Genomic DNA, 22,309 nt, shown 5'->3' with positions numbered 1-22,309 from the left:
GGCGGCCGCGTGTCTTTCCCGGGGGGCTCCCGTATCCTTGCCGCATGCGTAAAGACCCTGTCGAATGGATCCTGCGCGGCCTGTACTCGGTCGTGCTCTACATCCTGCTGCCGATCACCGTGTACCACCTGGTCTGGCGCGGCTTCCGGGTCCGTGAATACTTCCGGCGCTGGGACGAGCGCTATGCCTCCTATCCGCAGCCCACCGGCCAACCGCGGGTCTGGCTGCACGCGGTCTCGGTGGGCGAAGTCAATGCCGCTGCGCCGCTGGTGAACGCGCTGCGCAAGGAGCGGCCGGACATCCGCTGGGTCATCACCACCATCACCCCGACCGGCTCCGAGCGCGTGCGTGCGCTGTGGGGCGATGCACTGGACCACGTCTACCTGCCGTACGACGTGCCCGGCAGCGTCAACCGCTTCCTCGGCCATTTCCAGCCCAGCCTGGCGCTGATCCTGGAAACCGAGCTGTGGCCGAACATGCTGTTCGGTTGCCGTGACCGTGGCATTCCGGTCTACATTCTCAACGCGCGCCTGTCGGCGCGTTCGCTGCGGGGCTACCGGCTGCTGGCGGCGTTGATCCGCCGTGCGCTGCGCACGGTCACCTGCGTGGCCGCGCAGTCGCAGGACGATGCCGACCGTTTCGTGCAGCTGGGCGCTGCGCCCGAGCAGGTACAGGCGCTGGGCAACCTGAAGTTCGACATCACCACGCCGGACGTGCAGGGCTTCGTCGAGCAGTTCCACGCCCGCGTGCCGGCGCGGCGGCCGGTGTGGATCGCCGCCAGTACCCATGATGGTGAAGAACAGGCGGTGATCGATCTGCACCGGCGCCTGCGCCAGCAGCACCCCGACCTGTTGTTGCTGTGGGCGCCGCGGCACCCCGAGCGCTTCCCGAAGGTGGAGGCACTGGCACGGGAACAGGGTTGGAACGTGGCAACCCGGCGCGCGAAGCAGTGGCCGGAGGTTGAAACCGATGTGTTCGTCATCGATACCCTCGGCGAGCTGATGCCGTTCTATGCCTGCGCTCAGGTGGCGTTTGTCGGTGGCAGCCTGCAGCCGATCGGTGGCCACAACCTGCTGGAGCCGGCGGCGATGGGCACCGCTGCGGTGACTGGCCCGCACCTGCACAACTTCTCGGAAATTTCCCGGCGCATGCGCGAGGCTGGCGCGCTGTTGATCGGCGAAGACGTGCAGGCGGTCGGTGAACTGCTGCAGCACCTGCTCGAAGACCCGCAGGCGCGCGAGGACATGGCGCGGGCAGGCTGCACGCTGATCAGCAATGGACGCGGCGCCCTGCAGCGTACGCTGGCGCTGGTCGGACCGCACCTGCCGCCACCTTGCCGCTGAGTTCGAAGGGCCGGCGCGTGCGACGCGACTGTCGTGAAAGACCGCGTCAATTCTGCTTGACGACCGGGAACCTGTCGTAGCTGGACCGGGAGGTTCGTTGCCAACGTGCCTGCCGTCACATCGTGGTGCGCAGGGCGCATATTCCGATACCGCCTCCCGGCACAGGCTGTCAGTCTGCTGTCGACCGCGCTTGGCGGATATCAAGGGAACTTGCGATGGACCGCGACAGCCGCCCTGACGGCATTGATGCGCCCGGGTACGGCGATCGCCTTGTAGTGGTGGCACTGACCTTGCTGCTGGGAGGCAGCGTGGTCGCGCTGGTCGGCCAGCACACCGCAGCCCAGGCCGGCCCGGCCATCGTCCTGAGCCTGCTGCTGGCTGCGCTGGGCATGGGGCCGCTGCTGTACTGCCTGCACGTTCAGAACCAGCAATGGCCCGCTGCCGACGGCCTGTATGGCGTGTTGCGGGATCGTTTGGGAAGCGTGCCGGCCGTTCTGCTCGGTGGTGCGCTGCTGCTGGAACTGGTGCTGACTACCGCTGGCGTGGCGCAGTCGATCGCCAGCCATCTGCATGCGCTGCTGGCCGGTTCTGGAATCGAGACCCGCAACGGGATGCCGGATCAACTGATGGCTGCTGCCAGCCTGCTGCTGCTTGCAGTGGTCGGATTGCTGCGGCCACACCGTGTGGTGCTGGTTGCCGGTGTGCTGCTGACGGTGAAGATCGGCGTCGGCCTGCTGTTGCTGGTGCTGGCAGCCCGCCATGTGCACTACGCGTACTGGATTCCATGGCTGCCGCCGGCAACGGCACCCTATCGCTTCGGGATCGGCGGTGTACTGGCGGCGAGCGTGCCGCTGTCCGGTGTGTTCGCCACCGTTGGCCTGGTGCTGGGATTCCCTGGCATCGGCAGGCAGGCGAGGGCACGGACGCCGCGGCTGCTGGTGTGCGTGCTGCTGGCCATGGTGCTGCTGATCGTACTGGCCGCGTTGCAGGCTGGCCTGGTCGAATTTCCGTCCTTGGCCAGCACGCGGCCTTTGTCGGTGGCCCTGCAGCATCACCCGGAGCTGTACTGGATGATGCCCTTGCTGCCGCTGGCGGGAGTGGCGGGGTTGGTGGCGCTCGTTCTGGTGCTGCTGATGTTGGCTGCGCGGCTGGCGATACAGCTGTGGCCGACGGAAGGTGACGAATCCCTGGAATTCCGGGAGAGGCTGGTGCCGGTTGCCGTCGTCCTGTCGGCGGCATTGCTGGCGTTGTGGGCGCCAATGGGCAGCCTGCCGGTATTGCCTGGCCCGGCAACCCTGTTGGTGATGGGGGCCGTGTGCCTGGCCGTGCTGCGTGGACAGGTACCGCGGTCACGCGCCCTGCCGGTGCTGGCGCCCGTCGCCATCGCACTGTGTCTGCTGGCCGCAGTCGAACGGATGCGGGTCTGGCCCGGCTGACGGTCGCTGGATGCATGCTTGCTTCCGTACGCGCGACCCAAAAAAAAGCCACCCTCGCGGGTGGCTTCTTCGTGACCGGCAGGCTGACGACTCAGTGCGTGGTCGTTGCCGGGTTGCCCGCGTCCTGGGTCAGCAGGCGGTTGACGTCCTGCAGCTCGGCCACGTCCAGCGCACCCAGCGACTGGCTCAGCAGCAGGCGGTTCTGCAGGAAGGTGTAACGAGCCTGGGCATAGTCCAGCTGCGCCGAGAACAGGATGCGCTGGTTCTGGATCACGTCCAGCACGGTACGGGTACCTACTTCCAGGCCGACCTGCGACGCGTCGTACGCGCTCTGCGCCGAGACCACCGCCAGGCGGCGGGCTTCCACTTCGCTGATGCCCTGCACCAGGGTCTGGTAGGCATTGCGGGTGTTGCGGTCCAGGGCACGCTTCTGCTGCTCGTAGCCGTCCTGGGCGATGTCACGCTGGGCCAGCGCCTGGCGAACGTTGGACTGGGTGGCACCGCCGGCGAAGATCGGCACGTTCAGGGTCAGGCCGATGCTGTTGGTGCGGGCATCGGGGGACAGCGAGCCGGAGCCGGTGCTGTCGCCCCAGGTCGCGGTCTTGCCCCAGCTGCCACCCAGCGACAGGGTCGGGTAGTGGCCACCACGCGCGGCCTGCACGCCGGCTTCGGCGGCGCTGACCTTCAGTTCCTGCGCCTTCAGCGCCGGATTCTGGGTGGTGGCCTGGTGCACCAGCTCGTCGATGTTGCCGCGGTTGGCCGGCACTTCCGGGCGGAAGTCCGCCGGCAGGCCACGCAGGTTGACCACCGGCTGGCCGGTCAGTTCGGTCAGGGCCTGGTAGTTATCGGCCAGGGTGTTCTGCGCAACGATGGTGTTGGCGCGCGCCTGGTCGTACTGGGCGCGGGCTTCGTGCACGTCGGTGATCGGCGCCAGGCCCACTTCCAGGCGCTTGTCGGCGAAGTCGAACTGCTTCTTCGCGGCCGCTTCATTGGTCTGTGCGGCATTCAGCGATTCGATCGCCACCAGCACGTTGAAGTAGGCCGCCGAGGTGCGCACGATCAGGCTGTCGTTGGCCGATTCGAGGGTGAAGTCCGCCGCCTTGCTCAGCTCACGCTGCGAACGCAGGTTGTTGATCTGGCTCCAGTTGAACAGCGTCTGGCTGCCATCGATCGTGTAATTGCGGCGCTTGTTGGTGAACGAGCCGGAGTTGATGTCGGCGTTCGGCTCGCTGCGCGTGCGGTTCAGCGTGGCCTGGCCGTTGATCTGCGGCAGCAGGGCGGCGCGCGCCTGCACGGCGCCTTCCTTGTCGACCAGCCGGGTCGATTCGGCGGCGGACAGCTGCGGATCGCCGTTGCGCGCCATTTCGTAGACCTGCAGCAGGTCGGCGGCATGGGCGGACAACGGCAGCAGAGCAGTGGCCAGCGCAACAGCGAGGGATCGGCGGATCATTGCGGCTTCCTTGGACTCAGAGGTGGAACTGGGGTGCCGGGGCGGCACCACGCAGGTAATCGATATCGGTCTCGAACAGGGACTCGGTGCTGCCGTCGGCCTTGACCAGCAGGGCCTCCATCGCCGGCGAGCGGCCGTGGATCACGAACAGGCGACCACCCGGACGCAGCCACGAGGCGAACTGTGACGGCACCACGTCGACGGCACCAGTGACACAGATCACGTCAAAGCGGCGTTCGGTCTGCCAGGACAGGGCGTCGGCCACTTCCACGCGGACGTTGGTGCCCAGGCCGGAGGCGTCCAGGCGGGAACGCGCGGCGGCGGCCAGATCCGGGTCGATCTCCAGGCTCAGCACGTCGCGCGCCAGCGCGCCGATGCAGGCGGACAGGAAGCCGCTGCCGGTGCCGATTTCCAGCACTTCGTCACCCGGCTGCAGATCCAGTGCCTGCAGGGTACGGCCCTCGATGACCGGCTTCATCATCTTCTGGCCATGGCCGATCGGAAGTTCGACATCGGCGTAGGCCAGCGCCCGGTGTGCATCGGCGACAAAGGCCTCGCGCGGCAGGCGGGCCAGGACGTCGAGCACCTTGATGTCCAGCACGTCCCAGGGACGGATCTGCTGTTCCACCATCAGTTCGCGGGCGTGGGCGTAATCAATCGTCATGAGGTTCAAATCCAGCGCAGTGGGCCGGCCATTTTACCGGTGCCGGAGGCCGGCGGCGCGCCCAGAGCATCAGCTGCCGGGTGGCCGGGGTCGCAGTGCCGGAAGTCATCGCGACCTCCGGTTCGTTCAGTTTTGGTTATTCAGCCGTCGCGGCCCCCCGCGGCGCATAGGCGCGCAGGAAGAAGTCGATGCTGGCGGTCACATGGGCAAGAGGGTCGCACTCCACCGGTGACAGTGGCATGCCGCACATCATATGCATGTGCACTTCGCCCTTGACCAGGGTCAGGAACTGCTGGCCGGCCAGGTAGTAGTCGGGGATCGCCAGCTCACCGCGTTCGCCGCGGGCGCGCAGGAAGTCGGCCAGGGCCTCGCAGGTGCGTTCCGGACCGGCCTGCCAGAACAGCTCGCGCAGGCGTTCGTCGGTCTCCGGCGCCATCATCATGCGCTGGATCGAGATCGCCGCATCGGAGGTGATCAGCTCGAAGAAGGCCAGGCCGATGCCGATCAGCTGGTCGCGCAGCGGACCGTCCGCGTCGGCCACGAACAGGGCATCGGGCAGCATTTCAATGCACTTGGACTGCACGGCCTCGGAAAACAGGGTTTCCTTGTCGCCGAAGTGGCTGTACACGGTCAGCTTCGAGACGCCGGCCTGGGCGGCAATGGCGTCCATGCTCACGCCGGTATAGCCCTGTTCGATGAACAGTACCTTGGCTGCTTCAAGGATCGCCGCGCGCTTGCCCAGATCCTTGGGGCGCCCGGGTCCGGCGGCCTTGGCAGCAGGCTTGGCCGACGGCTTGCGGGAAGTGGAAGAACTCATCGCAACAATACTAGACCAAGCGGTTCGATATTTATACTATACCGACCGGTTTATTAAACTGGGCCGGCAGTCGCGGCTCCCCCTTGTTGCAACCCTGCGTTTTCAGGACGTTGACCGATGAAGATCGTGCGCTGGATGGGCGGTATGGTGTGGGTGGCTGCGCTGGCAGCCTGTTCGGGACAGGAACAGGCGCCGCAGGCGGCCGTGCCCGTACTGGTGGTTCACCCCGGCGAACAGGCCGGACAGGCGCCGGCGGCGTTCCCGGGCACGGTGCGTGCCCGCCAGGAAAGCCCGCTGTCGTTCCGCGTCGGCGGCAACCTGGTCAAGCGCCATGTCGATGCCGGCCAGCGGGTGAAGAAGGGCGACGTGCTGGCCGAACTGGACGTGGCCGACTTCGCGCTGCAGGCGCGTGCCTCGCAGGCCCAGCTGGCGGCGGCGGAAGCCGATCTGGTGCGTGCCCGTGACGATCTCAAGCGCTACCAGGTGCTGGCCGACCAGCAGCTGGTCAGCCGCTCGCAGCTGGACCAGCAGTCCGCCGCGTTCAAGGCTGCGCAGGGCCAGGCCAATGCGGCCCGTGCCAACCTTGATGTGCTGCGCAACCAGGCCGACTACGCACAGCTGCGCGCACCGGCCGATGGCGTGATCGCCAGCCGCGAAGCCGAAGCCGGGCAGGTGGTGTCCGCCGGGCAGACCATCTTCAACCTGGCCGCCGATGGTGGCCGCGAAGTGCTGATCGACCTGCCCGAAGCCACCATCCGCGACTATGCGGTCGGCCAGCCGGTCGAGGTGGAACTGTGGAACCGCCCGGGCCAGCGCCTGCCGGGGACGATCCGCGAGATCGCTGCCGCCGCCGATCCGCAGGCACGCACCTATGCCACCCGGGTGAGCCTGGCCGCCGATGCGCTGGCCGATGTCGAACTGGGCCAGAGCGCACGCGTCTACAGCAGTGCCGGTCGCCACGGCACCCTGCAGCTGCCGCTGGGCGCGCTGCAGCGCGGCGCCAACGGTGCCGCCAGCGTGTGGGTGGTCGATCCGGCCAACAGCACGCTGAAAGCTGCGTCGGTCACCACCGGTGCCTATGGCAGCGAAACGGTACCGGTGCTGTCCGGCGTTGGCGCCGCTGACTGGGTGGTCGCCGCCGGCGGCCATCTGCTGCGCGCCGGCCAGCCGGTGATCGCGGTGGACCGCCAGAACCGCCCGGTGCTGAAGCCGGCCGCGCCGCCTGCTGCCGCCAAGGCCAAGGAGTAAGCCGGTGCGCCGCTTCAATCTTTCCGAGTGGGCGCTGGCCAATCGCCCGCTGGTGCTGTTTGCGATGCTCGCCTTCGCCCTGATCGGTGCATGGTCGTACAAGCATCTGGGCCAGTCCGAAGACCCGCCGTTCACCTTCAAGGCGATGGTGGTGCGCACGCTGTGGCCGGGCGCCACCGCCGAGCAGGTCTCGCGGCAGGTGACCGAGCCGATCGAGAAGGCGCTGATGAACACCGGCGAGTACGAGTTCATCCGCTCGTATTCGCGCCCGGGCGAATCGCAGGTCATCTTCATGGCCCGCGACAGCCTGCGTTCCAAGCAGATTCCGGACCTGTGGTACCAGGTGCGCAAGCGCGTGGGCGACATCCGCGCGACGCTGCCGCGCGAGATCGTCGGCCCGTTCTTCAACGACGAGTTCGGCGACACCTACGGCAACATCTATGCGTTGACCGGCAAGGGCTTCGACTATGCGGTGATGCGTGACTACGCCGACCGCATCCAATTGGAACTGCAGCGCGTACCCGACGTCGGCAAGATCGACCTGGTCGGCCTGCAGGACGAGAAGGTCTGGATCGAGTTGTCCAACACCCGGCTGGCCACGCTGGGCGTGTCGATGCAACAGGTGCAGCAGGCGCTGGCCGACCAGAATGCGGTAAGCGGTACCAGCTTCTTCGAGACCGCCACCGATCGCGTGCAGCTGCGCGTGACCGGCCAGTTCAACGACATCGAAGCGATCCGCCAGTTCCCGATCCGCGCCGGTGACCGCACCGTGCACCTGGGCGACATCGCCGAGGTCAAGCGTGGCTTTGCCGATCCGGCGTCGCCGAAGATGCGCTTCATGGGTGAAGAGGCGATCGGCCTGGCGGTGGCGATGAAGGATGGCGGCGACATCCTCAAGCTCGGCGCCAACCTGGATGCCGAGTTCGAGCGCCTGCAGAAGACCCTGCCGGCCGGCATGCAGCTGCGCAAGGTGTCCGACCAGCCGCAGTCGGTGGAAGAGTCTGTCGGCGAGTTCGTGCAGGTGCTGACCGAGGCGGTGGTGATCGTGCTGCTGGTCAGCTTCTTCTCGCTGGGCCTGCGCACCGGCCTGGTGGTGGGCGTGACCATCCCGCTGGTGCTGGCGATGACGTTCTTCGTCATGCACTACTTCGACATCGGCCTGCACAAGATCTCGCTGGGTGCGCTGGTGCTGGCGCTGGGCCTGCTGGTGGACGATGCGATCATTGCGGTGGAGATGATGGCCACCAAGATGGAGCAGGGCTATGACCGCCTGCGCGCGGCCAGTTTCGCCTGGGAGTCGACCGCGTTCCCGATGCTGACCGGTACCCTGATCACCGCGGCCGGCTTCCTGCCGATCGCCACTGCGGCCTCGAGCACCGGCGAATACACCCGCTCGCTGTTCCAGGTGGTGACCATCGCGCTGGTGGTGTCGTGGATCGCAGCGGTGCTGTTCATCCCGTACCTGGGCGACAAGATGCTGCCGGACCTGTTCAATCCGCGGCCGCCGAAGCCGGGCAGCCTGCCTGCGCGCTGGCACGCCAAGCGCCAGCAGTGGGCCGACCGTTACCCGGCGCTGGCCAACCTGATCGCGCCGCCGCAGCACGGGCATGACCATGATCCGTACCAGCGCCCGTTCTACCGCAGCTTCCGTCGCTTCCTGGATACCTGCCTGCGCCGACGCTGGTGGGTGATCGCCGCGACCATCGCGTTGTTCATCGGTTCGCTGATGCTGTTCCGCTTCGTGCCACAGCAGTTCTTCCCGGATTCGACCCGGCCGGAACTGATGGTGGACATCGAGCTGGCCGAGGGCGCGTCGCTGCGTTCGACCCAGGCCCAGGCCGAGAAGCTGGAGAAACTGCTGTCCAGCCGCGAGGGCATCGCCAACTACGTGTCCTACGTGGGCACCGGTTCGCCGCGCTTCTACCTGCCACTGGACCAGCAGCTGCCGGCAACCAATTTCGCCCAGTTCGTGGTGCTGGCCAAGGACATCAAGTCGCGAGAGAGCACCCGCGACTGGCTGCTGCATGAGGTGATCCCGAAGTTCCCGGACGTGCAGATGCGCGTGACCCGCCTGGAGAACGGCCCGCCGGTCGGCTATCCGGTGCAGATGCGCATTTCCGGTGAGCACATCGAGAAGGTGCAGGCGATCGCACGCCAGGTCGAAGCCAAGGTGCGCGGGAACCCGCACGTGATGAACGTCAACCTGGACTGGAGCGAGCCGAGCAAGGTGGTGCGGCTGGTGATCGACCAGGAGCGCGCCCGCGCGCTGGGCGTGAGCAGCGCCCAGGTCAGCCAGTTCCTGTCCAGTTCGCTGGCCGGGCAGTCGGTGAGCGTGTACCGCGAAGGGAACCGCCAGATCGAGATGCTGCTGCGTGGTCCGGCCGATGAGCGCAACCAGCTTGAGCTGCTGTCGAGCCTGTCGATGCCCACCGCCAACGGCGGCAGCATCACGCTGTCGCAGGTGGCGACGATGGAGTACGGCTTCGAGGACGGCATCATCTGGCACCGCAACCGCCTGCCGACGGTCACCGTGCGTGCCGACATCAGCGATGGCATGCAGCCGCTGGACGTGGTGCACCAGATCCTGCCGACGCTGGACGGCATCCGTGCGGAGCTGCCCAGCGGCTACCTGCTGGAGACCGGAGGTACGGTGGAGGATTCGGCCCGCGGCCAGAACTCGATCAAGGCCGGCATGCCGCTGTTCCTGGTGGTGGTGGCCACGTTGCTGATGCTGCAGCTGCGCAGCTTCTCGCGCGCGGCGATGGTGCTGGTGACCGCGCCGCTGGGCATCATCGGCGCGACATTGTTCCTGCTGCTGTTCCGCGCGCCGTTCGGCTTCGTGGCACTGCTGGGTACGATTGCGCTGGCCGGCATGATCATGCGCAACTCGGTGATCCTGATCGACCAGATCCAGCAGGACATCGATGCGGGCCATGACCGCTGGCATTCGATCATCGACGCCACGGTGCGCCGCTTCCGCCCGATCGTGCTGACCGCGCTGGCAGCGGTGCTGGCGATGATTCCGCTGTCGCGCAGTGCGTTCTACGGCTCGATGGCGATCTCGATCATGGGCGGCCTGATCGTCGGCACGGTGCTGACCCTGGTGTTCCTGCCGGCCCTGTACGCGGCGTGGTTCCGGGTCAAGCCGGACGAATCCGGGGCGTAACACCCCGGGTTCTACGGCCACCGCCTCTGGTAGGTGCCAACCTGGGTTGGCACTGCGCTTTGCATCCACGCATGGCGCGGAGTGATCTGCTCGCGGGATCTGCTTTCTGTAGAGCCGAGCCATGCTCGGCTGCTCTTCGCATGATGGTGGGATGAGTCGAGCATGGCTCGACGCTACAGAAGCATCCACGCATGGCGTGGAGTGATCTGATCGCGGGATCTGCTTTCTGTAGAGCCGAGCCATGCTCGGCTGCTCTTCGCACGATGATGGAATGAGTCGAGCATGGCTCGACTCTACAGAAGCATCCACGCATGGCGTGGAGTGATCTGATCGCGGGATCTGCTTTCTGTAGAGCCGAGCCATGCTCGGCTGCTCTTCGCATGATGGTGGGATGAGTCGAGCATGGCTCGACGCTACAGAAGCATCCACGCATGGCGTGGATCTACCGCAATCGCAGGCCGTTTCGAAGCACCGGCAGCAGCCATTCGATGAACACCTGTACACGTTGTGCGCGGTGCTGCCGATGCGGCAGCAGCAGGGTCACCGGCAGCGGTTGTGCCACGTACTGCGGCATCACTTCCACCAGTTCGCCGGATTGCAGTTCCGCCTGCACGTCGTAGCGCGGAATCTGCAGCAACCCCAGCCCGGCCACGCAGCACGCGATCGACGCTTCTGCGCTGTTCACCCGCACCCAGCCGGGCATCGGCAATGTGCGTAGCTGCGCGCCCTCCTGCCACTCCCACGGTTCCACCCGTGCCGTGGTCGGCGAGGCGTAGTTCACTGCACGGTGCTGCTGCAGGTCGGCAGGCTGCTGCGGCATGCCGTGTTCACGCAGGTACGCCGGCGCGGCGACGTTGACGAAGTCGAGCTGGCCCAGCGTGCGCGCCACCAGACTGGAATCCCCCAGCTGGCCGACACGCAACACCGCATCGCAACCGTCTTCGATCAGGTTCACCGCGCGGTCGGTCATGCCCAGATCCACTTCCACCTGCGGATGGCGCGCGAAGAAATCCGGAAGGGAAGGGGCGATGATTCGGCGGCCGATGCGGCTGGGCACGTCGATCTTCAGCAGGCCCACCGGCTGCGCATCGTCCTGCCGGAACAGCGATTCGGCGTCTTCGACTTCGGCGATCAGGCGCAGGCAGCGCGCATGGAACACGTCGCCATCATGGGTGGTGGACACCCGGCGGGTCGAGCGCTGCAGCAGGCGGGTGCCAAGCCGCTGTTCCAGCTCCGCAATGGCTGCCGAGACGGTGGAGCGGGGCAGGCCGAGCTGGTCGGCAGCGCGGGTGAAGCTGGCGCACTCCACCACCCGGGTGAAGATGCGGAAGCGATCGATCCGGTCCATTGTTCGCTGGCTCTGGAAAGTTAAGTCAATGTGGTGGGCTTTATCCGTATTTTCTGCACGATATCGTCGTCAGGGCAGGGTTGCCACCCCGGGCAGCCCCCTCCCGAGATCGAAGCCATGACCGACCATTCCCTCAAGGGCAAGACCGTGCTGATTGCCGGTGGCGCCAAGAACCTGGGCGGACTGATCGCCCGCGACTTCGCCGCACAAGGCGCCAAGGCCATCGTGGTTCACTACAACAGTGCCGCCACCCACGCCGATGCAGAGGCGACCGTCGCTGCGGTGCAGGCCGCCGGCAGCAAGGCGGTGGCCCTGCAGGGCGACCTGACGTCGGCGGCAGCGATGGAGCGCCTGTTCGCCGATGCCGTGGCCTCGGTTGGCCGTCCCGACATTGCCATCAACACCGTGGGCAAGGTGCTGAAGAAGCCGCTGCTGGAGATCAATGAAGCCGAGTACGACGAGATGAGCGCGGTCAACGCCAAGGCAGCGTTCTTCTTCCTCAAGGAGGCGGGGCGCCACGTCAACGACGGTGGCCGCATCTGCACCCTGGTCACCTCGCTGTTGGGTGCCTACACACCGTTCTACTCCAGCTACGCCGGCACCAAGGCACCGGTCGAGCATTTCACCCGTGCGGCGTCGAAGGAGTTTGGTGAGCGCGGCATCTCGGTGACCGCGATCGGGCCGGGGCCGATGGATACGCCGTTCTTCTACCCGGCCGAGAGTGCCGATGCGCAGGCGTACCACAAGACCGCGGCGGCGCTGTCGGCGTTCACCCGCACCGGCCTGACCGACATCGCCGATATCGTGCCGTGGATCCGCTTCCTGGTGACCGATGGCTGGTGGATGACCGGGCAGACGATTCTGGTCAATGGTGGGTACACCACCAAGTAAGGCAGCCACGCATGGCCTGGCTGCCGGCTACCTGTAGAGTCGAGCGATGCTCGACTGCTGTTGAATGAGCCGAGCATGGCTCGGCTCTACAGGTGTTGCCCGATGGGTCAGCGCAGCTTTGCCAGCACCGCGTCGGTGGCGGCTGCCGTGCTCACCGCCTGGCCCTTGGCGGCCAGGTCGGCGGTGAACACACCGTCGTCCAGCACGGCATGCACCGCCGCTTCCACCGACGCAGCTTCAGCCTCCAGCCCCAGCGAATGGCGCAGCAGCATCGCCGCGCTGAAGATCGTTGCGTACGGATTGGCGATGCCCTTGCCGGCGATGTCCGGTGCCGAACCATGGATCGGCTCGTAGATACCGACCGCACCCGGCTCGCCCAGCGAAGCCGACGGCAGCAGGCCCAGTGATCCGGCCAGCATCGAGGCTTCGTCGGTGAGGATGTCGCCGAACATGTTCTCGGTCACGATCACGTCGTACTCGCGCGGCTTGGCCAGCAGGTGCATGGCCATCGAATCGACAAGCTGGTGCTCCAGCGCAACGTCCGGGAATTCCTCGCGGCCGATGCGCGCGGCCACGTCACGCCACAGGCGCGAGGTCTCCAGCACGTTGGCCTTGTCCACCGAGGTGACCTTGCCGCGACGCTGCTGTGCCAGGCGGAAGGCGCTGCGCAGCACGCGCTCGATCTCGGTCACGGAGTAGCGGCACAGGTCGCTGGCGCTGTCGGCGTCGCGGGTCTTGTCGCCGAAGTAGATGCCGCCGGTCAGCTCGCGCACCACCACGAAGTCCACGCCCTGCAGCAGCTCTGCCTTGATCGGCGAGGCGTGCAGCGCGGCTTCATGGGTGCGCACCGGGCGCAGGTTGGCGTACAGGCCCAGCGCCTTGCGGATCGCCAGCAGACCCTGTTCCGGGCGCACCTTGGCGTTCGGGTCGGACCACTTAGGGCCACCGACCGCGCCCAGCAGTACCGCATTGGCGGCCTGGCAGGCGGCCAGCGTCGAGGCAGGCAGCGGCTCGCCATGGCGGTCGATGGCGATGCCGCCGATATCGTGCTCGCTGAAAGTGAAGGTGTGGTTGAAGCGTTCGGCGACGGACTTCAGGACGGCAACCGCGGCGGCGGCCACTTCCGGGCCGATGCCATCACCGGGCAGGACAACAATTTCAGCGTGCATGCTCACTCTCGTAACGTTCGATTTCAGGGACACGGCCCAACAGATACCCCAACTGGTCGACACCTTCCAGCAGGCAGGTCTGCGAGAAGCCATCCAGCGGGAAGGAATAGACGCGGCCATCCGGGGTGCGCAGTTCGCGCGCGGCCACATCGATGGTCAGCTCATCATCCGGGCGCTGCATCAGCGTCTGTACGTCGGCCTCGTCCAGCACGATCGGCAGCAGGCCGTTCTTCAGCGCGTTGCCGCGGAAGATGTCGGCGATCTCGCTGCTGACGATGGCGCGCAGGCCGAGGTCGGTCAGCGCCCACGGGGCATGCTCGCGCGAAGAACCACAGCCGAAATTGCGGCCCGCCAGCAGGATGCTGCGACCAGCATTGCGAGGCTGGTTGAAGGCGAAGTCGGCCACCGGCGAACCATCGGCCTGCCAGCGCCAGTCATTGAAGGCGTTGCGGCCGAGACCAGCGCGTTCGGTGGTCGACAGGAACCGTGCCGGGATGATCTGGTCGGTGTCGATGTTGGTCTGTGCCAGCACCACGCTGGACGAGGTCAAGGTACGGAAACCGGCCATTACGCTACCTCCTGTGCGAACAGTTCGCGGGTATCGGCAACGTGCCCGTTCACGGCGGCCCACGCCGCGCTCATCGGCGAGGCCAGCAGCGTACGTGAACCGGGGCCTTGGCGGCCCTCGAAATTGCGGTTGCTGGTGCTCACGGCCAGCTGACCGGGCGCGACCAGATCGCCGTTCATGGCGATGCACATCGAGCAACCGGGCTCGCGCCATTCGGCACCGGCCGCGCGCACGATCTCATGGATGCCTTCGGCCTCGGCCTCGCGCTTGACGATCTCCGAGCCCGGTACCACCAGCATGCGTACCCGCTCGGCGACGCGGCGGCCGCGCAGGACCTGCGCGACTTCGCGCATGTCGCTCAGGCGGCCATTGGTGCACGAACCGACGAACACCACGTCCACCGGCGTACCGGCCAGTGCCTTGCCCGCCTGGAAGTGCATGTAGTCCAGGCCCTTCTGCGCGGCCGCATCGTTGGCGGCGGGAATCGGCGCATCCACCGCGATGGCGGTACCCGGATGCGTGCCCCAGGTCAGGGTCGGGCGGATGTCGGCGGCGTCGATGCGTACTTCGCTGTCGAAGCGTGCGCCGTCATCGCTGCGCAGCTGCTGCCAGCGTGCGACGGCGGCGTCGAACTCGGCACCCTTGGGGCCACGCGGGGTATTGGCCACGAAGTCGAAGGTGACCTGGTCCGGGGCGACCATGCCGGCACGCGCGCCGGCCTCGATCGACATGTTGCACAGGGTCATGCGCTGTTCCATGTCCATCGCTTCGATGGTGCTGCCACGGAACTCGATGACGTGGCCGGTGCCACCGTTGACGCCGATCACGCCGATGATGTGCAGCACCACGTCCTTGGCGCCCACGCCCGGCGCCAGTGGGCCATCGACGGTGATGGCAAAGGTCTTCGCCTTGCGCTGCAGCAGGCACTGCGTGGCCAGCACGTGGCCGACTTCGCTGGTGCCGATGCCGAAGGCCAGCGAACCGAAGGCACCATGGGTGGAGGTGTGGCTGTCGCCGCAGACGATGGTCATGCCCGGCTGCGTGAAGCCCTGTTCCGGCGCGATCACGTGGACGATGCCGCGGTTGTCCGAAGCCATGTCGAACAGCTCGATGCCGTGCTCGGCGCAGTTGCGTGCCAGCGTGGCGACCTGTTCCTCGGAGGCGGCGCTGGCATAGGGCAGCGTGCCGTCGGCACCGGCCGGCAGAGTCGGGGTGGAATGGTCCATCGTTGCCTTGGTGCGGTCCGGCCGGCGCGGCGACAGGCCGCGTTCGCGCAGTTCGGTGAAGGCCTGCGGTGAGGTGACCTCGTGGATCAGGTGCAGGTCGATGTACAGCACGGCGGGGGCGCTGTCGGATTCGGGAACCACCACGTGGGCGTCCCACAGTTTGTCGTACAGGGTGCGGGGTGCGGAAGTCATGCGTGTGCCTGGCAGAAGTACGAAGGTGCGGACATCAGAAAAGATAGCGAAAAGTGTCGAGTCAGCGGCGACGGGCGAGCACCCGCAGCCGCACGTAGTCGGCCAGCGGCTGGCCGGCGGCGTTGCGCGGCAGATCGGCCAGCAGTGCAGCGGCGGCATCGCGCACGGTGGCGCGGACCTCGCTGGGCAGGTCATCCAGCAGCGGCGCGGCGAACACGCGCAACCAGCCGGCCACGCCGGTCGGCAGCGCGGTGGGGCGCGGCGTGCATTCGATCAGCTGCACCTGGAAGCCATGCTGGCGCAGGCGGTCAGCGTAGGCATCGGCCGTCGGGAAGTACCACTGGAAGGCGCTGGCGCCATGGCCGTGAGCCACGCGTGCGGCCTGCAGCGCGGCGATGATCGTGGCCACGTTGCCATGGCCGCCGAACTCGGCGACGAAGCGGCCGCCGGGGCGCAGGGCGCGGCGCACGCCTTCCAGCACCTGGTCGGGATTGCCCATCCAGTGCAGTGCCGCGTTGCTGAATACTGCATCGAACTCGCTGTCGAACGACAGCGCGTGGCCGTCCATCACCTGCGCGTCGACACCGCGTGCGCGGGCGGCGATCACCAGTTCCGGCGAGGCATCCACACCGTGGATGCGTGCACCGTTCAGCGCCAGCTCGGTGCTGAGTACGCCATCGCCACAGCCCAGGTCGAGGATGCGCTCACCGGCGCGCGGATCGAGCAGGCGCGCCACCGCGCCGCCGAGCAGCGGCACGAAGCCGGCATCAATCGCATAGTCCTGGGCGTTCCACTGCTGGCCAGCGGCGCTGGTCGGGGCGGGGGTGTCGAAGGCGCTCATCTCGGCTTCCTCAGGCGGTGGCGGGGGTGGCAACGTCGGTGCTGCTGTGGGCGGCGGCGTGGCGCTGGCGCAGCAGACGGTTGGCAACATCCAGCCAGGCCAGCGCGGAGGCTTCGATGATGTCCTTGCTGGTGCCGGTGCCGTCGTACTCCACGCCCTCGTGGCGCACGCTCAGGTTGGCTTCGCCACGCGCGTCGGCGCCGATGCCGACGCTGTGTACGTGATAGCTGTCCAGCATCAGCTGCACGCCGGTGGCGGCCGACAGTGCGCCGAACAGCGCATCGACCGGGCCGTCGCCCTGTGCGGTTTCGGCCACGCGGTTGCCATCCGGGTCGGACAGTTCAACCAGCGCGTTGGCGCGGCTGCCGACATCGCTGATGGTCATCGACGCCAGGCGGTAGCCCTGTGCGTTGGAACCGCCCTGCATCAGCGTCTGCAGGTCGGCATCGGTGACCACGCGCTGCTGTTCGCACAGGCCCTTGAACTGCTCGAACACCAGCTTCAGTTCATCCTCGTCCAGCCAGAAGCCCAGCGCGCGCAGGCGCGCTTCAACAGCGGCGCGCCCACTGTGGCGGCCCAGCACCATCTGCGAGTCTTCCCAGCCCACGTCTTCCGGACGCATGATTTCGTAGGTGCCGCGGTGGCGCAGCATGCCGTGCTGGTGGATGCCCGATTCGTGGGCGAAGGCATTGGCGCCGACGATCGCCTTGTTGCGCTGTACCGGCATGCCGACCAGGCGCTGCAGCAGCTGCGAGGTGCCGACGATGCGCGGGGTGTTGATCGCACTGTCCTGCTCGTAGAAGGCCTGGCGAACCTTCAGCACCATGGCGATTTCTTCCAGCGAGCAGTTGCCGGCGCGTTCACCGATGCCGTTGATGGTGCACTCGACCTGTCGCGCGCCCCCTTCGATGGCGGCCAGCGAGTTGGCCACGGCCAGGCCCAGGTCGTTGTGGCAGTGCGCGCTGAAGATCACGTTGGCGGCATTGGGCACGTCGGCCACGCCGGCGATGACCTGCTGGAACATCGCGCGGATTTCCTCCGGCGTGGTGAAGCCGACGGTGTCGGGCAGGTTGATGGTGGTGGCGCCGGCGGCGATCGCCACGCGCGAAACTTCGATCAGGTAATCCAGCTCGGTACGGGTGGCATCCTCGGCCGAGAATTCGACGTCGTCGATGTAGGAACGCGCCAGCGCTACGTGCTTGCGTACCGACTCCAGTACCTGCTCGCGGGTCATGCGCAGCTTGTGCTCGCGGTGCAGCGGGCTGGTCGACAGGAACACGTGCAGGCGCGGATTGGCGGCCGCTTCCAGCGCACGTGCGGAAGTTTCGATGTCGGCCTGCAGGCAGCGCGACAGCACCGCCAGGCTCAGGCTCGGGCGGCGCAGTTCGCGGCCGATCAGTGCCATCGCCTCGCGGTCGGACTGCGAGCTGGCCGGGAAACCGGTCTCGATGATGTCCACGCCCAGTTCGTCCAGCGCACGCGCCATCACCAGCTTCTGCGGCGGGCTCATGCTGCAGCCGGGGGACTGCTCGCCGTCACGCAGGGTGGTGTCGAAGATGCGGATGCGCGGGGTGGTAATTCGTTCGATGGTGGTCACAGGGAAATCTCCTCGACAGCGGGCGTTGCGGCTTGCAGGTGGGAAGGGGAAGAAGTGGGGGAGGACGGCGCGCTGGCCCTCGCGGGCGAGCGGGGTGTTTCGCTGCGCCGTCGCCGCGGTTTGCGTGGCGGGCGCGGCCGGATGTCGGTAAGCAGGCCGGCCAGCACGCCGGCATCGATGTTGCCGCCGGAGACCACCGCGCACTTGCGGCGGCCGGCGACGCGGCGGCCGGCGGCCAGCGCCAGCGCACCGGCGCCCTCGGCGATGATGTGTTCCTCCAGCGCCAGCCGCACCAGGGTTTCGCGCAGCTCGGCTTCGCGCACGATCACCACATCGTCCAGCAGCGAGGAGCACAGGCGGCGTGTCAGGAAGCCGGGGATCTTCACCCGCACACCGTCGGCCAGCGAGGCGACAGGGGCGATCTCGCGGACATCGCCACGGATCGCGCGCGCCATCGAGTCAACGCCTTCCACCTGTGCACCAACCACGCGCACGCCCTGTGATTTCAGCGCCAACGCAACGCCGGAGGCCAGGCCACCGCCGCCGATCGGTACGATCACCACGTCCGGTGCGTGTGCGGCCAGCTCGATGCCGACCGTGCCCTGGCCGGCGATCACGTCGGCATCATCGAACGCGGACAGGAAGCGGTAGCCGTGGCGCTGCGCCAGCTCGACCGCGAAGGCGTAGGCCTCGTCGTAGCTGTTGCCGTGCTGGCGCACGGTCGCACCCCAATGGGCGACGCCGGCGATCTTGGTGGCGGGCGCGCCATGCGGCATCACCGTGATGGCCGGTACGTCCAGACGATAGGCGGCCCAGGCCACGCCCTGGGCATGGTTGCCGGCCGAGGCGCAGATCACCGGCCGGGTGTCGCCGCGCTCGCGGCCGGCCAGCAGAGCATTCAGTGCGCCGCGCACCTTGTAGGAACCGGTGCGCTGCAGGTTCTCCAGCTTCAGCCAGGTGCCGAAGCGCTCGGCATGGTGCAGTGGAGTGGGCGGCAGGAAGCGGCGCAGGCGGGCCTGCGCGGCCAGGACGTCGGCGACGCTTACGTCGCCGACATCGCTTTCCTGGCTGGCATCAGCGGCCGGCATGGGCCACCAGCGGGGTGCGGTCGACCGCCGCATGCGGGCGCGGGCGGCGAAGAAGACGCCTCCGTACCGGCACCGTGGTCGCTACGGTACGGGTGTTCATGGCGATACTCCTTCCACGGCGGTGACCTGCACGGACACGCAGTCGTAGATCTTCTCGATCTGCCGGCACAGCGTTTCCGCCGGGCGCTGGCCATCGACGACCAGCTGCAGGTGCCAGCGGCCGTCGTCGGCGGCCACCGGCGCACCGCTGATCGCGCGCGGCGCGAAGCCGCGACGCTCGGCCATGCCGATCACGCGCAGCAGCGCGCCTTCGGCCGGGTGCAGCACCAGGTCAAGCCGGTAGTGCATTGGGGGTCTCCTGGCGGGCGTGGGCAGGGTTGCTTTCCAGCATCGTGCTGTTGGCGGTGTTCGGTGGCACCAGCGGCCACACGTTGGCGCGTGCATCGATGGCCACGTGCAGCAGCGCCGGGCCCGGCTCGGCCAGCAGCGCGGCCAGCCCACCCTCGACGTCATCGCGTGCATCGATGCGGGTCGCGGCAATGCCGAACACCTGCGCCAGCGCCACGAAGTCCGGGTTGTCGGACAGGTCGATCTCGCTGTAACGCTCGGCGAAGAACAGCTCCTGCCACTGCCGCACCATGCCCAGCGAACTGTTGTCCAGCAGCACGATCTTCACCGGCAGGCGGCAGCGCGCGATGGTGGCCAGCTCCTGCACGTTCATCATGAAGCTGCCATCACCGGAGACCAGCACCACGGTGCGGTCCGGGCAGGCGAACTGCGCGCCCATTGCGGCCGGCAGGCCGAAGCCCATGGTGCCCAGCGCGCCACTGGTCAGGTGGTTGCGCGGGTGGTTGAAGCGGCAGTGCTGCGCCACCCACATCTGGTGTTGGCCGACATCGCAGGCGATCACCGCATCGGCCGGTGCCAGTTCGCTCAGGCGCTTCAGCAGCGCCGGGGCGTAGATGTGCTGGCCCGGTGCGTCGTAGCGCGCTGCGAAACGATCGCGATGCTGTGCACAGCGCCTGCGCCATGCGTCCTGGTGGGCCTTGGGGGAGGGGAAGGCCGCACGCAGGGCGCGGATGGCATGGCCGACATTGCCAGGCACAGCGACATCGGCGCTGCGCAGCTTGGAGATCTCGTAGGCGTCGGCATCAATGTGGACGACACGGGCGAACGGTGCGAATTCGGCCAGCTTGCCGGTGGCACGATCGTCGAAGCGTGCACCCAGCACCAGCAGCAGGTCGCTTTCCTGCACCGCCATGTTGGCCGCGCGGGTGCCGTGCATGCCCAGCATGCCCAGCGACTGCGGGTGGTTGGCTGGCAGTGCGCCCAGCCCGCGCAGGGTCATCACCGTGGGGATGGCGCTGGCCTCGACGAAATCGCGCAGGTCCTGCACCGCATCGCCAAGCGCGATGCCGCCACCGGCGTAGACCACCGGCTTCTCGGCGGCCGCCAGTGCGGCGATGGCCTCGGCGATGGCGGCCTCGGCCGGCGACGGCGGCGGTTCGACGCTGCTCGGCACGTGCGCTGGCAGATGGCTGGCATCGGCCAACTGCACGTCCTTGGGCAGATCGATCAGCACTGGGCCGGGGCGGCCTTCGCGCGCGATGCGGAAGGCGTCGGCCACCACGCGCGGCAGGTCATCGACGCTGCGCACCAGCCAGCTGTGCTTGACGATCGGCATCGTCAGGCCGAACACATCCAGCTCCTGGAAGGCATCGGTGCCCAGCAGCGGGGTGCCGACCTGGCCGGTGATGCAGACCATCGGCACCGAATCCAGCATCGCGTCGGCAATGCCGGTGACCAGGTTGGAGGCGCCCGGGCCGGAGGTGGCCACGCAGACGCCCACCTGGTTGCTGGCGCGGGCAAAGCCATTGGCGGCCAGCGCCGCGCCCTGCTCATGGCGCACCAGGATGTGCTTCAGCGACGAATCCACCAGCGCGTCATAGAACGGCATGATGGTGCCGCCGGGATAGCCGAACAGTGTACGGACACCCTCGGCCTCCAGCGCCTGGGTCAGCCAGCGCGCGCCGTTGGGCGGCGCGCTGCGGTGTGTGGGAGAGTTCATGGGGGACCTTGCAGAGCGGGTGGGGGAGGCCGCGTGGTTACGCGGCCTGTCCTTGCAACCAGACCATCTTGGCGCGCAGTTCCTTGCCTACCTTCTCGATCGGGTGCTCCAGGTCGGCCTGCTTGAACCTGTTGTAGTTCGGCAGGCCCGCTTCGTACTCGGCCACCCAGTTCTTGGTGAAAGTACCGTCCTGGATGTCCTTCAGCACTTCCTTCATGCGCGCCTTGGTGCCGGCGTCGATCACCCGCGGGCCGCTCACGTAGTCACCGTACTGCGCGGTTTCGGAGATGAATTCCAGCATGCGCGAGATGCCACCTTCGTAGAACAGGTCCACGATCAGCTTCAGCTCGTGCAGCACTTCGTAGTAGGCGATCTCCGGCTGGTAACCGGCTTCGACCAGGGTCTCGAAACCGGCCTGCACCAGCGCCGAAGCGCCGCCGCACAGCACCGCCTGCTCGCCGAACAGATCGGTCTCGGTTTCTTCCTTGAACGTGGTCTGGATCAGGTTGGCGCGGGCACCGCCGAGGCCACCGGCATAGGCCAGGGCGTACTCGGCCGCCTTGCCGCTCTTGTCCTGGTAGACCGCCCAGATGCACGGCACGCCACGGCCGATTTCATACTCGCGGCGCACCAGCGCGCCGGGGCCCTTGGGTGCGACCAGCACCACGTCGAGGTCCTCGCGCGGCTTGATCATGTCGAAGTGCACGTTCAGGCCGTGCGCGAACAGCAGCACCGCACCCTGCTTCATGTTCGGCGCCAGCACGTCGTCGTACAGCTTCTTCTGCACCATGTCCGGGGTCAGCACGGCGACCAGGTCGGCATCCTTCACGGCTTCGGCCGGTGCCTTGACGGTGAAGCCATCGGCCTGCGCCTTGACCTCGGTGGGGCCGCCCGGACGCAGGCCTACCACCACGTCGAAGCCGGATTCGCGCAGGTTCAGCGCGTGGGCGCGGCCCTGGCTGCCGTAGCCGATGACGGCGATCTTGGTCTGGGGCAGGTCGTTGGTGCTCATGGGGGAGGTTCCTTGCGGTGGGAAGAAAAAAGAACGGCCGGTCGTCGAGGTGACGTGCCGGCCGGTCAGGGGAAAGCGGTGGGGGAGGCGCCATGCGTCGCACAGGCACAGCCACCACGAGGCGTCGTGGCGGTGCTGGTCCAGGTTTTGAAGTTGGCGTTGTTCATGGTGGTTGCGTCTGAAAC

At 67.4% G+C, this 22,309-nt stretch carries 18 protein-coding genes; 5 read left to right on the top strand and 13 right to left on the bottom strand.

From position 1 onward, the window contains the following. The first annotated feature begins 44 nt into the window (after positions 1-44). Both waaA and AASM09_RS18585 read left to right on the top strand, forming a co-directional pair. Entirely contained in the window at positions 45-1,343 is a 1,299-nt protein-coding gene (waaA, locus tag AASM09_RS18590) for a lipid IV(A) 3-deoxy-D-manno-octulosonic acid transferase (protein WP_049429073.1), read from the top strand. 215 nt (positions 1,344-1,558) lie between these two features. Beyond that, positions 1,559-2,779, top strand: a complete 1,221-nt coding sequence (locus AASM09_RS18585) for a hypothetical protein (RefSeq protein ID WP_049429072.1) — start codon at positions 1,559-1,561, stop codon at positions 2,777-2,779. Between the two features lie 91 nt (positions 2,780-2,870). Here the strand turns inward: AASM09_RS18585 and AASM09_RS18580 are convergent, their stop codons facing one another. The 3 genes from AASM09_RS18580 to AASM09_RS18570 all read right to left on the bottom strand — a co-directional run bounded on the left by AASM09_RS18580 (position 2,871) and on the right by AASM09_RS18570 (position 5,710). Continuing rightward, positions 2,871-4,229, bottom strand: coding sequence for a TolC family outer membrane protein (locus AASM09_RS18580; protein ID WP_049429071.1), 1,359 nt, complete (start codon positions 4,227-4,229; stop codon positions 2,871-2,873). Positions 4,230-4,245: 16 nt separating this feature from the next. Further along, the gene (locus AASM09_RS18575; RefSeq protein ID WP_049429070.1) at positions 4,246-4,893 is read right to left on the bottom strand and encodes a protein-L-isoaspartate O-methyltransferase family protein; all 648 of its coding nucleotides are present in this window, start codon (positions 4,891-4,893) and stop codon (positions 4,246-4,248) included. 136 nt (positions 4,894-5,029) lie between these two features. Further along, a complete protein-coding gene (locus AASM09_RS18570) occupies positions 5,030-5,710 on the bottom strand; it encodes a TetR/AcrR family transcriptional regulator (RefSeq protein WP_049429069.1) in 681 nt (226 codons plus the stop codon). Between the two features lie 117 nt (positions 5,711-5,827). Between AASM09_RS18570 and AASM09_RS18565 the strand changes: the two genes are divergently transcribed. Both AASM09_RS18565 and AASM09_RS18560 read left to right on the top strand, forming a co-directional pair. Further along, positions 5,828-6,958 (top strand): efflux RND transporter periplasmic adaptor subunit, encoded by a 1,131-nt coding sequence (locus AASM09_RS18565; protein ID WP_049429068.1) that lies wholly within the window; start codon positions 5,828-5,830, stop codon positions 6,956-6,958. Between the two features lie 4 nt (positions 6,959-6,962). Next, a complete protein-coding gene (locus tag AASM09_RS18560; RefSeq protein ID WP_049429067.1) occupies positions 6,963-10,124 on the top strand; it encodes an efflux RND transporter permease subunit in 3,162 nt (1,053 codons plus the stop codon). Positions 10,125-10,566: 442 nt separating this feature from the next. Here the strand turns inward: AASM09_RS18560 and AASM09_RS18555 are convergent, their stop codons facing one another. Beyond that, positions 10,567-11,472 (bottom strand): LysR family transcriptional regulator, encoded by a 906-nt coding sequence (locus tag AASM09_RS18555; RefSeq protein ID WP_049428501.1) that lies wholly within the window; start codon positions 11,470-11,472, stop codon positions 10,567-10,569. A gap of 117 nt (positions 11,473-11,589) precedes the next feature. Here AASM09_RS18555 and AASM09_RS18550 point away from each other — a divergent pair, with 117 nt between their 5' ends. Then, positions 11,590-12,363 carry an SDR family oxidoreductase gene (locus AASM09_RS18550; protein ID WP_049428498.1) on the top strand — a complete coding sequence of 258 codons (774 nt, stop codon included), beginning with the start codon at positions 11,590-11,592 and terminating at the stop codon, positions 12,361-12,363. Positions 12,364-12,470: 107 nt separating this feature from the next. Here AASM09_RS18550 and leuB read toward each other — a convergent pair whose 3' ends face one another. From leuB to ilvC, 9 genes are all read right to left on the bottom strand, one after another. Beyond that, on the bottom strand, positions 12,471-13,532 hold the full coding sequence (gene leuB / locus AASM09_RS18545; protein ID WP_049428497.1) for a 3-isopropylmalate dehydrogenase: 1,062 nt from the start codon (positions 13,530-13,532) through the stop codon (positions 12,471-12,473). After that, positions 13,522-14,100 carry a 3-isopropylmalate dehydratase small subunit gene (gene leuD, locus AASM09_RS18540; protein ID WP_049428495.1) on the bottom strand — a complete coding sequence of 193 codons (579 nt, stop codon included), beginning with the start codon at positions 14,098-14,100 and terminating at the stop codon, positions 13,522-13,524. Before leuD ends, leuB begins: the two co-directional genes overlap by 11 nt. Next, positions 14,100-15,518, bottom strand: coding sequence for a 3-isopropylmalate dehydratase large subunit (gene leuC, locus AASM09_RS18535; protein WP_049428493.1), 1,419 nt, complete (start codon positions 15,516-15,518; stop codon positions 14,100-14,102). The genes leuD and leuC overlap by 1 nt, the downstream gene beginning before the upstream one ends. Positions 15,519-15,579: 61 nt before the next feature. Next, the gene (locus AASM09_RS18530; RefSeq protein WP_049428492.1) at positions 15,580-16,359 is read right to left on the bottom strand and encodes a class I SAM-dependent methyltransferase; all 780 of its coding nucleotides are present in this window, start codon (positions 16,357-16,359) and stop codon (positions 15,580-15,582) included. Positions 16,360-16,369: 10 nt separating this feature from the next. Then, on the bottom strand, positions 16,370-17,956 hold the full coding sequence (locus AASM09_RS18525) for a 2-isopropylmalate synthase (RefSeq protein ID WP_049428490.1): 1,587 nt from the start codon (positions 17,954-17,956) through the stop codon (positions 16,370-16,372). Further along, positions 17,953-19,044 carry a threonine dehydratase gene (locus AASM09_RS18520; RefSeq protein ID WP_049428488.1) on the bottom strand — a complete coding sequence of 364 codons (1,092 nt, stop codon included), beginning with the start codon at positions 19,042-19,044 and terminating at the stop codon, positions 17,953-17,955. Before AASM09_RS18520 ends, AASM09_RS18525 begins: the two co-directional genes overlap by 4 nt. Before the next feature lie 96 nt (positions 19,045-19,140). Further along, on the bottom strand, positions 19,141-19,392 hold the full coding sequence (locus AASM09_RS18515; RefSeq protein WP_049428486.1) for an ACT domain-containing protein: 252 nt from the start codon (positions 19,390-19,392) through the stop codon (positions 19,141-19,143). Next, on the bottom strand, positions 19,376-21,112 hold the full coding sequence (gene ilvG, locus AASM09_RS18510) for an acetolactate synthase 2 catalytic subunit (protein WP_049428484.1): 1,737 nt from the start codon (positions 21,110-21,112) through the stop codon (positions 19,376-19,378). The genes AASM09_RS18515 and ilvG overlap by 17 nt, the downstream gene beginning before the upstream one ends. Before the next feature lie 37 nt (positions 21,113-21,149). After that, on the bottom strand, positions 21,150-22,124 hold the full coding sequence (gene ilvC / locus AASM09_RS18505; RefSeq protein ID WP_049428481.1) for a ketol-acid reductoisomerase: 975 nt from the start codon (positions 22,122-22,124) through the stop codon (positions 21,150-21,152). Positions 22,125-22,309 lie beyond the last annotated feature (185 nt).

The organism is Stenotrophomonas maltophilia, from assembly GCF_039555535.1.
Classification (GTDB): domain Bacteria; phylum Pseudomonadota; class Gammaproteobacteria; order Xanthomonadales; family Xanthomonadaceae; genus Stenotrophomonas; species Stenotrophomonas maltophilia_Q.
Note: the sequence above shows the minus strand (reverse complement) of the source record. Positions and strands in the feature narration are given on the sequence as shown.

Coding starts and splice junctions, on each gene's coding strand:
- leuB (WP_049428497.1), bottom strand. CDS start 13,532: ATGCACGCTGAAATTGTTGTCCTGCCCGGTGATGGCATCGGCCCGGAA.
- leuC (WP_049428493.1), bottom strand. CDS start 15,518: ATGACTTCCGCACCCCGCACCCTGTACGACAAACTGTGGGACGCCCAC.
- AASM09_RS18565 (WP_049429068.1), top strand. CDS start 5,828: ATGAAGATCGTGCGCTGGATGGGCGGTATGGTGTGGGTGGCTGCGCTG.
- AASM09_RS18555 (WP_049428501.1), bottom strand. CDS start 11,472: ATGGACCGGATCGATCGCTTCCGCATCTTCACCCGGGTGGTGGAGTGC.
- AASM09_RS18520 (WP_049428488.1), bottom strand. CDS start 19,044: ATGCCGGCCGCTGATGCCAGCCAGGAAAGCGATGTCGGCGACGTAAGC.
- leuD (WP_049428495.1), bottom strand. CDS start 14,100: ATGGCCGGTTTCCGTACCTTGACCTCGTCCAGCGTGGTGCTGGCACAG.
- AASM09_RS18550 (WP_049428498.1), top strand. CDS start 11,590: ATGACCGACCATTCCCTCAAGGGCAAGACCGTGCTGATTGCCGGTGGC.
- AASM09_RS18580 (WP_049429071.1), bottom strand. CDS start 4,229: ATGATCCGCCGATCCCTCGCTGTTGCGCTGGCCACTGCTCTGCTGCCG.
- AASM09_RS18575 (WP_049429070.1), bottom strand. CDS start 4,893: ATGACGATTGATTACGCCCACGCCCGCGAACTGATGGTGGAACAGCAG.
- AASM09_RS18515 (WP_049428486.1), bottom strand. CDS start 19,392: ATGCACTACCGGCTTGACCTGGTGCTGCACCCGGCCGAAGGCGCGCTG.
- AASM09_RS18530 (WP_049428492.1), bottom strand. CDS start 16,359: ATGAGCGCCTTCGACACCCCCGCCCCGACCAGCGCCGCTGGCCAGCAG.
- AASM09_RS18570 (WP_049429069.1), bottom strand. CDS start 5,710: ATGAGTTCTTCCACTTCCCGCAAGCCGTCGGCCAAGCCTGCTGCCAAG.
- AASM09_RS18585 (WP_049429072.1), top strand. CDS start 1,559: ATGGACCGCGACAGCCGCCCTGACGGCATTGATGCGCCCGGGTACGGC.
- ilvG (WP_049428484.1), bottom strand. CDS start 21,112: ATGAACTCTCCCACACACCGCAGCGCGCCGCCCAACGGCGCGCGCTGG.
- ilvC (WP_049428481.1), bottom strand. CDS start 22,124: ATGAGCACCAACGACCTGCCCCAGACCAAGATCGCCGTCATCGGCTAC.
- waaA (WP_049429073.1), top strand. CDS start 45: ATGCGTAAAGACCCTGTCGAATGGATCCTGCGCGGCCTGTACTCGGTC.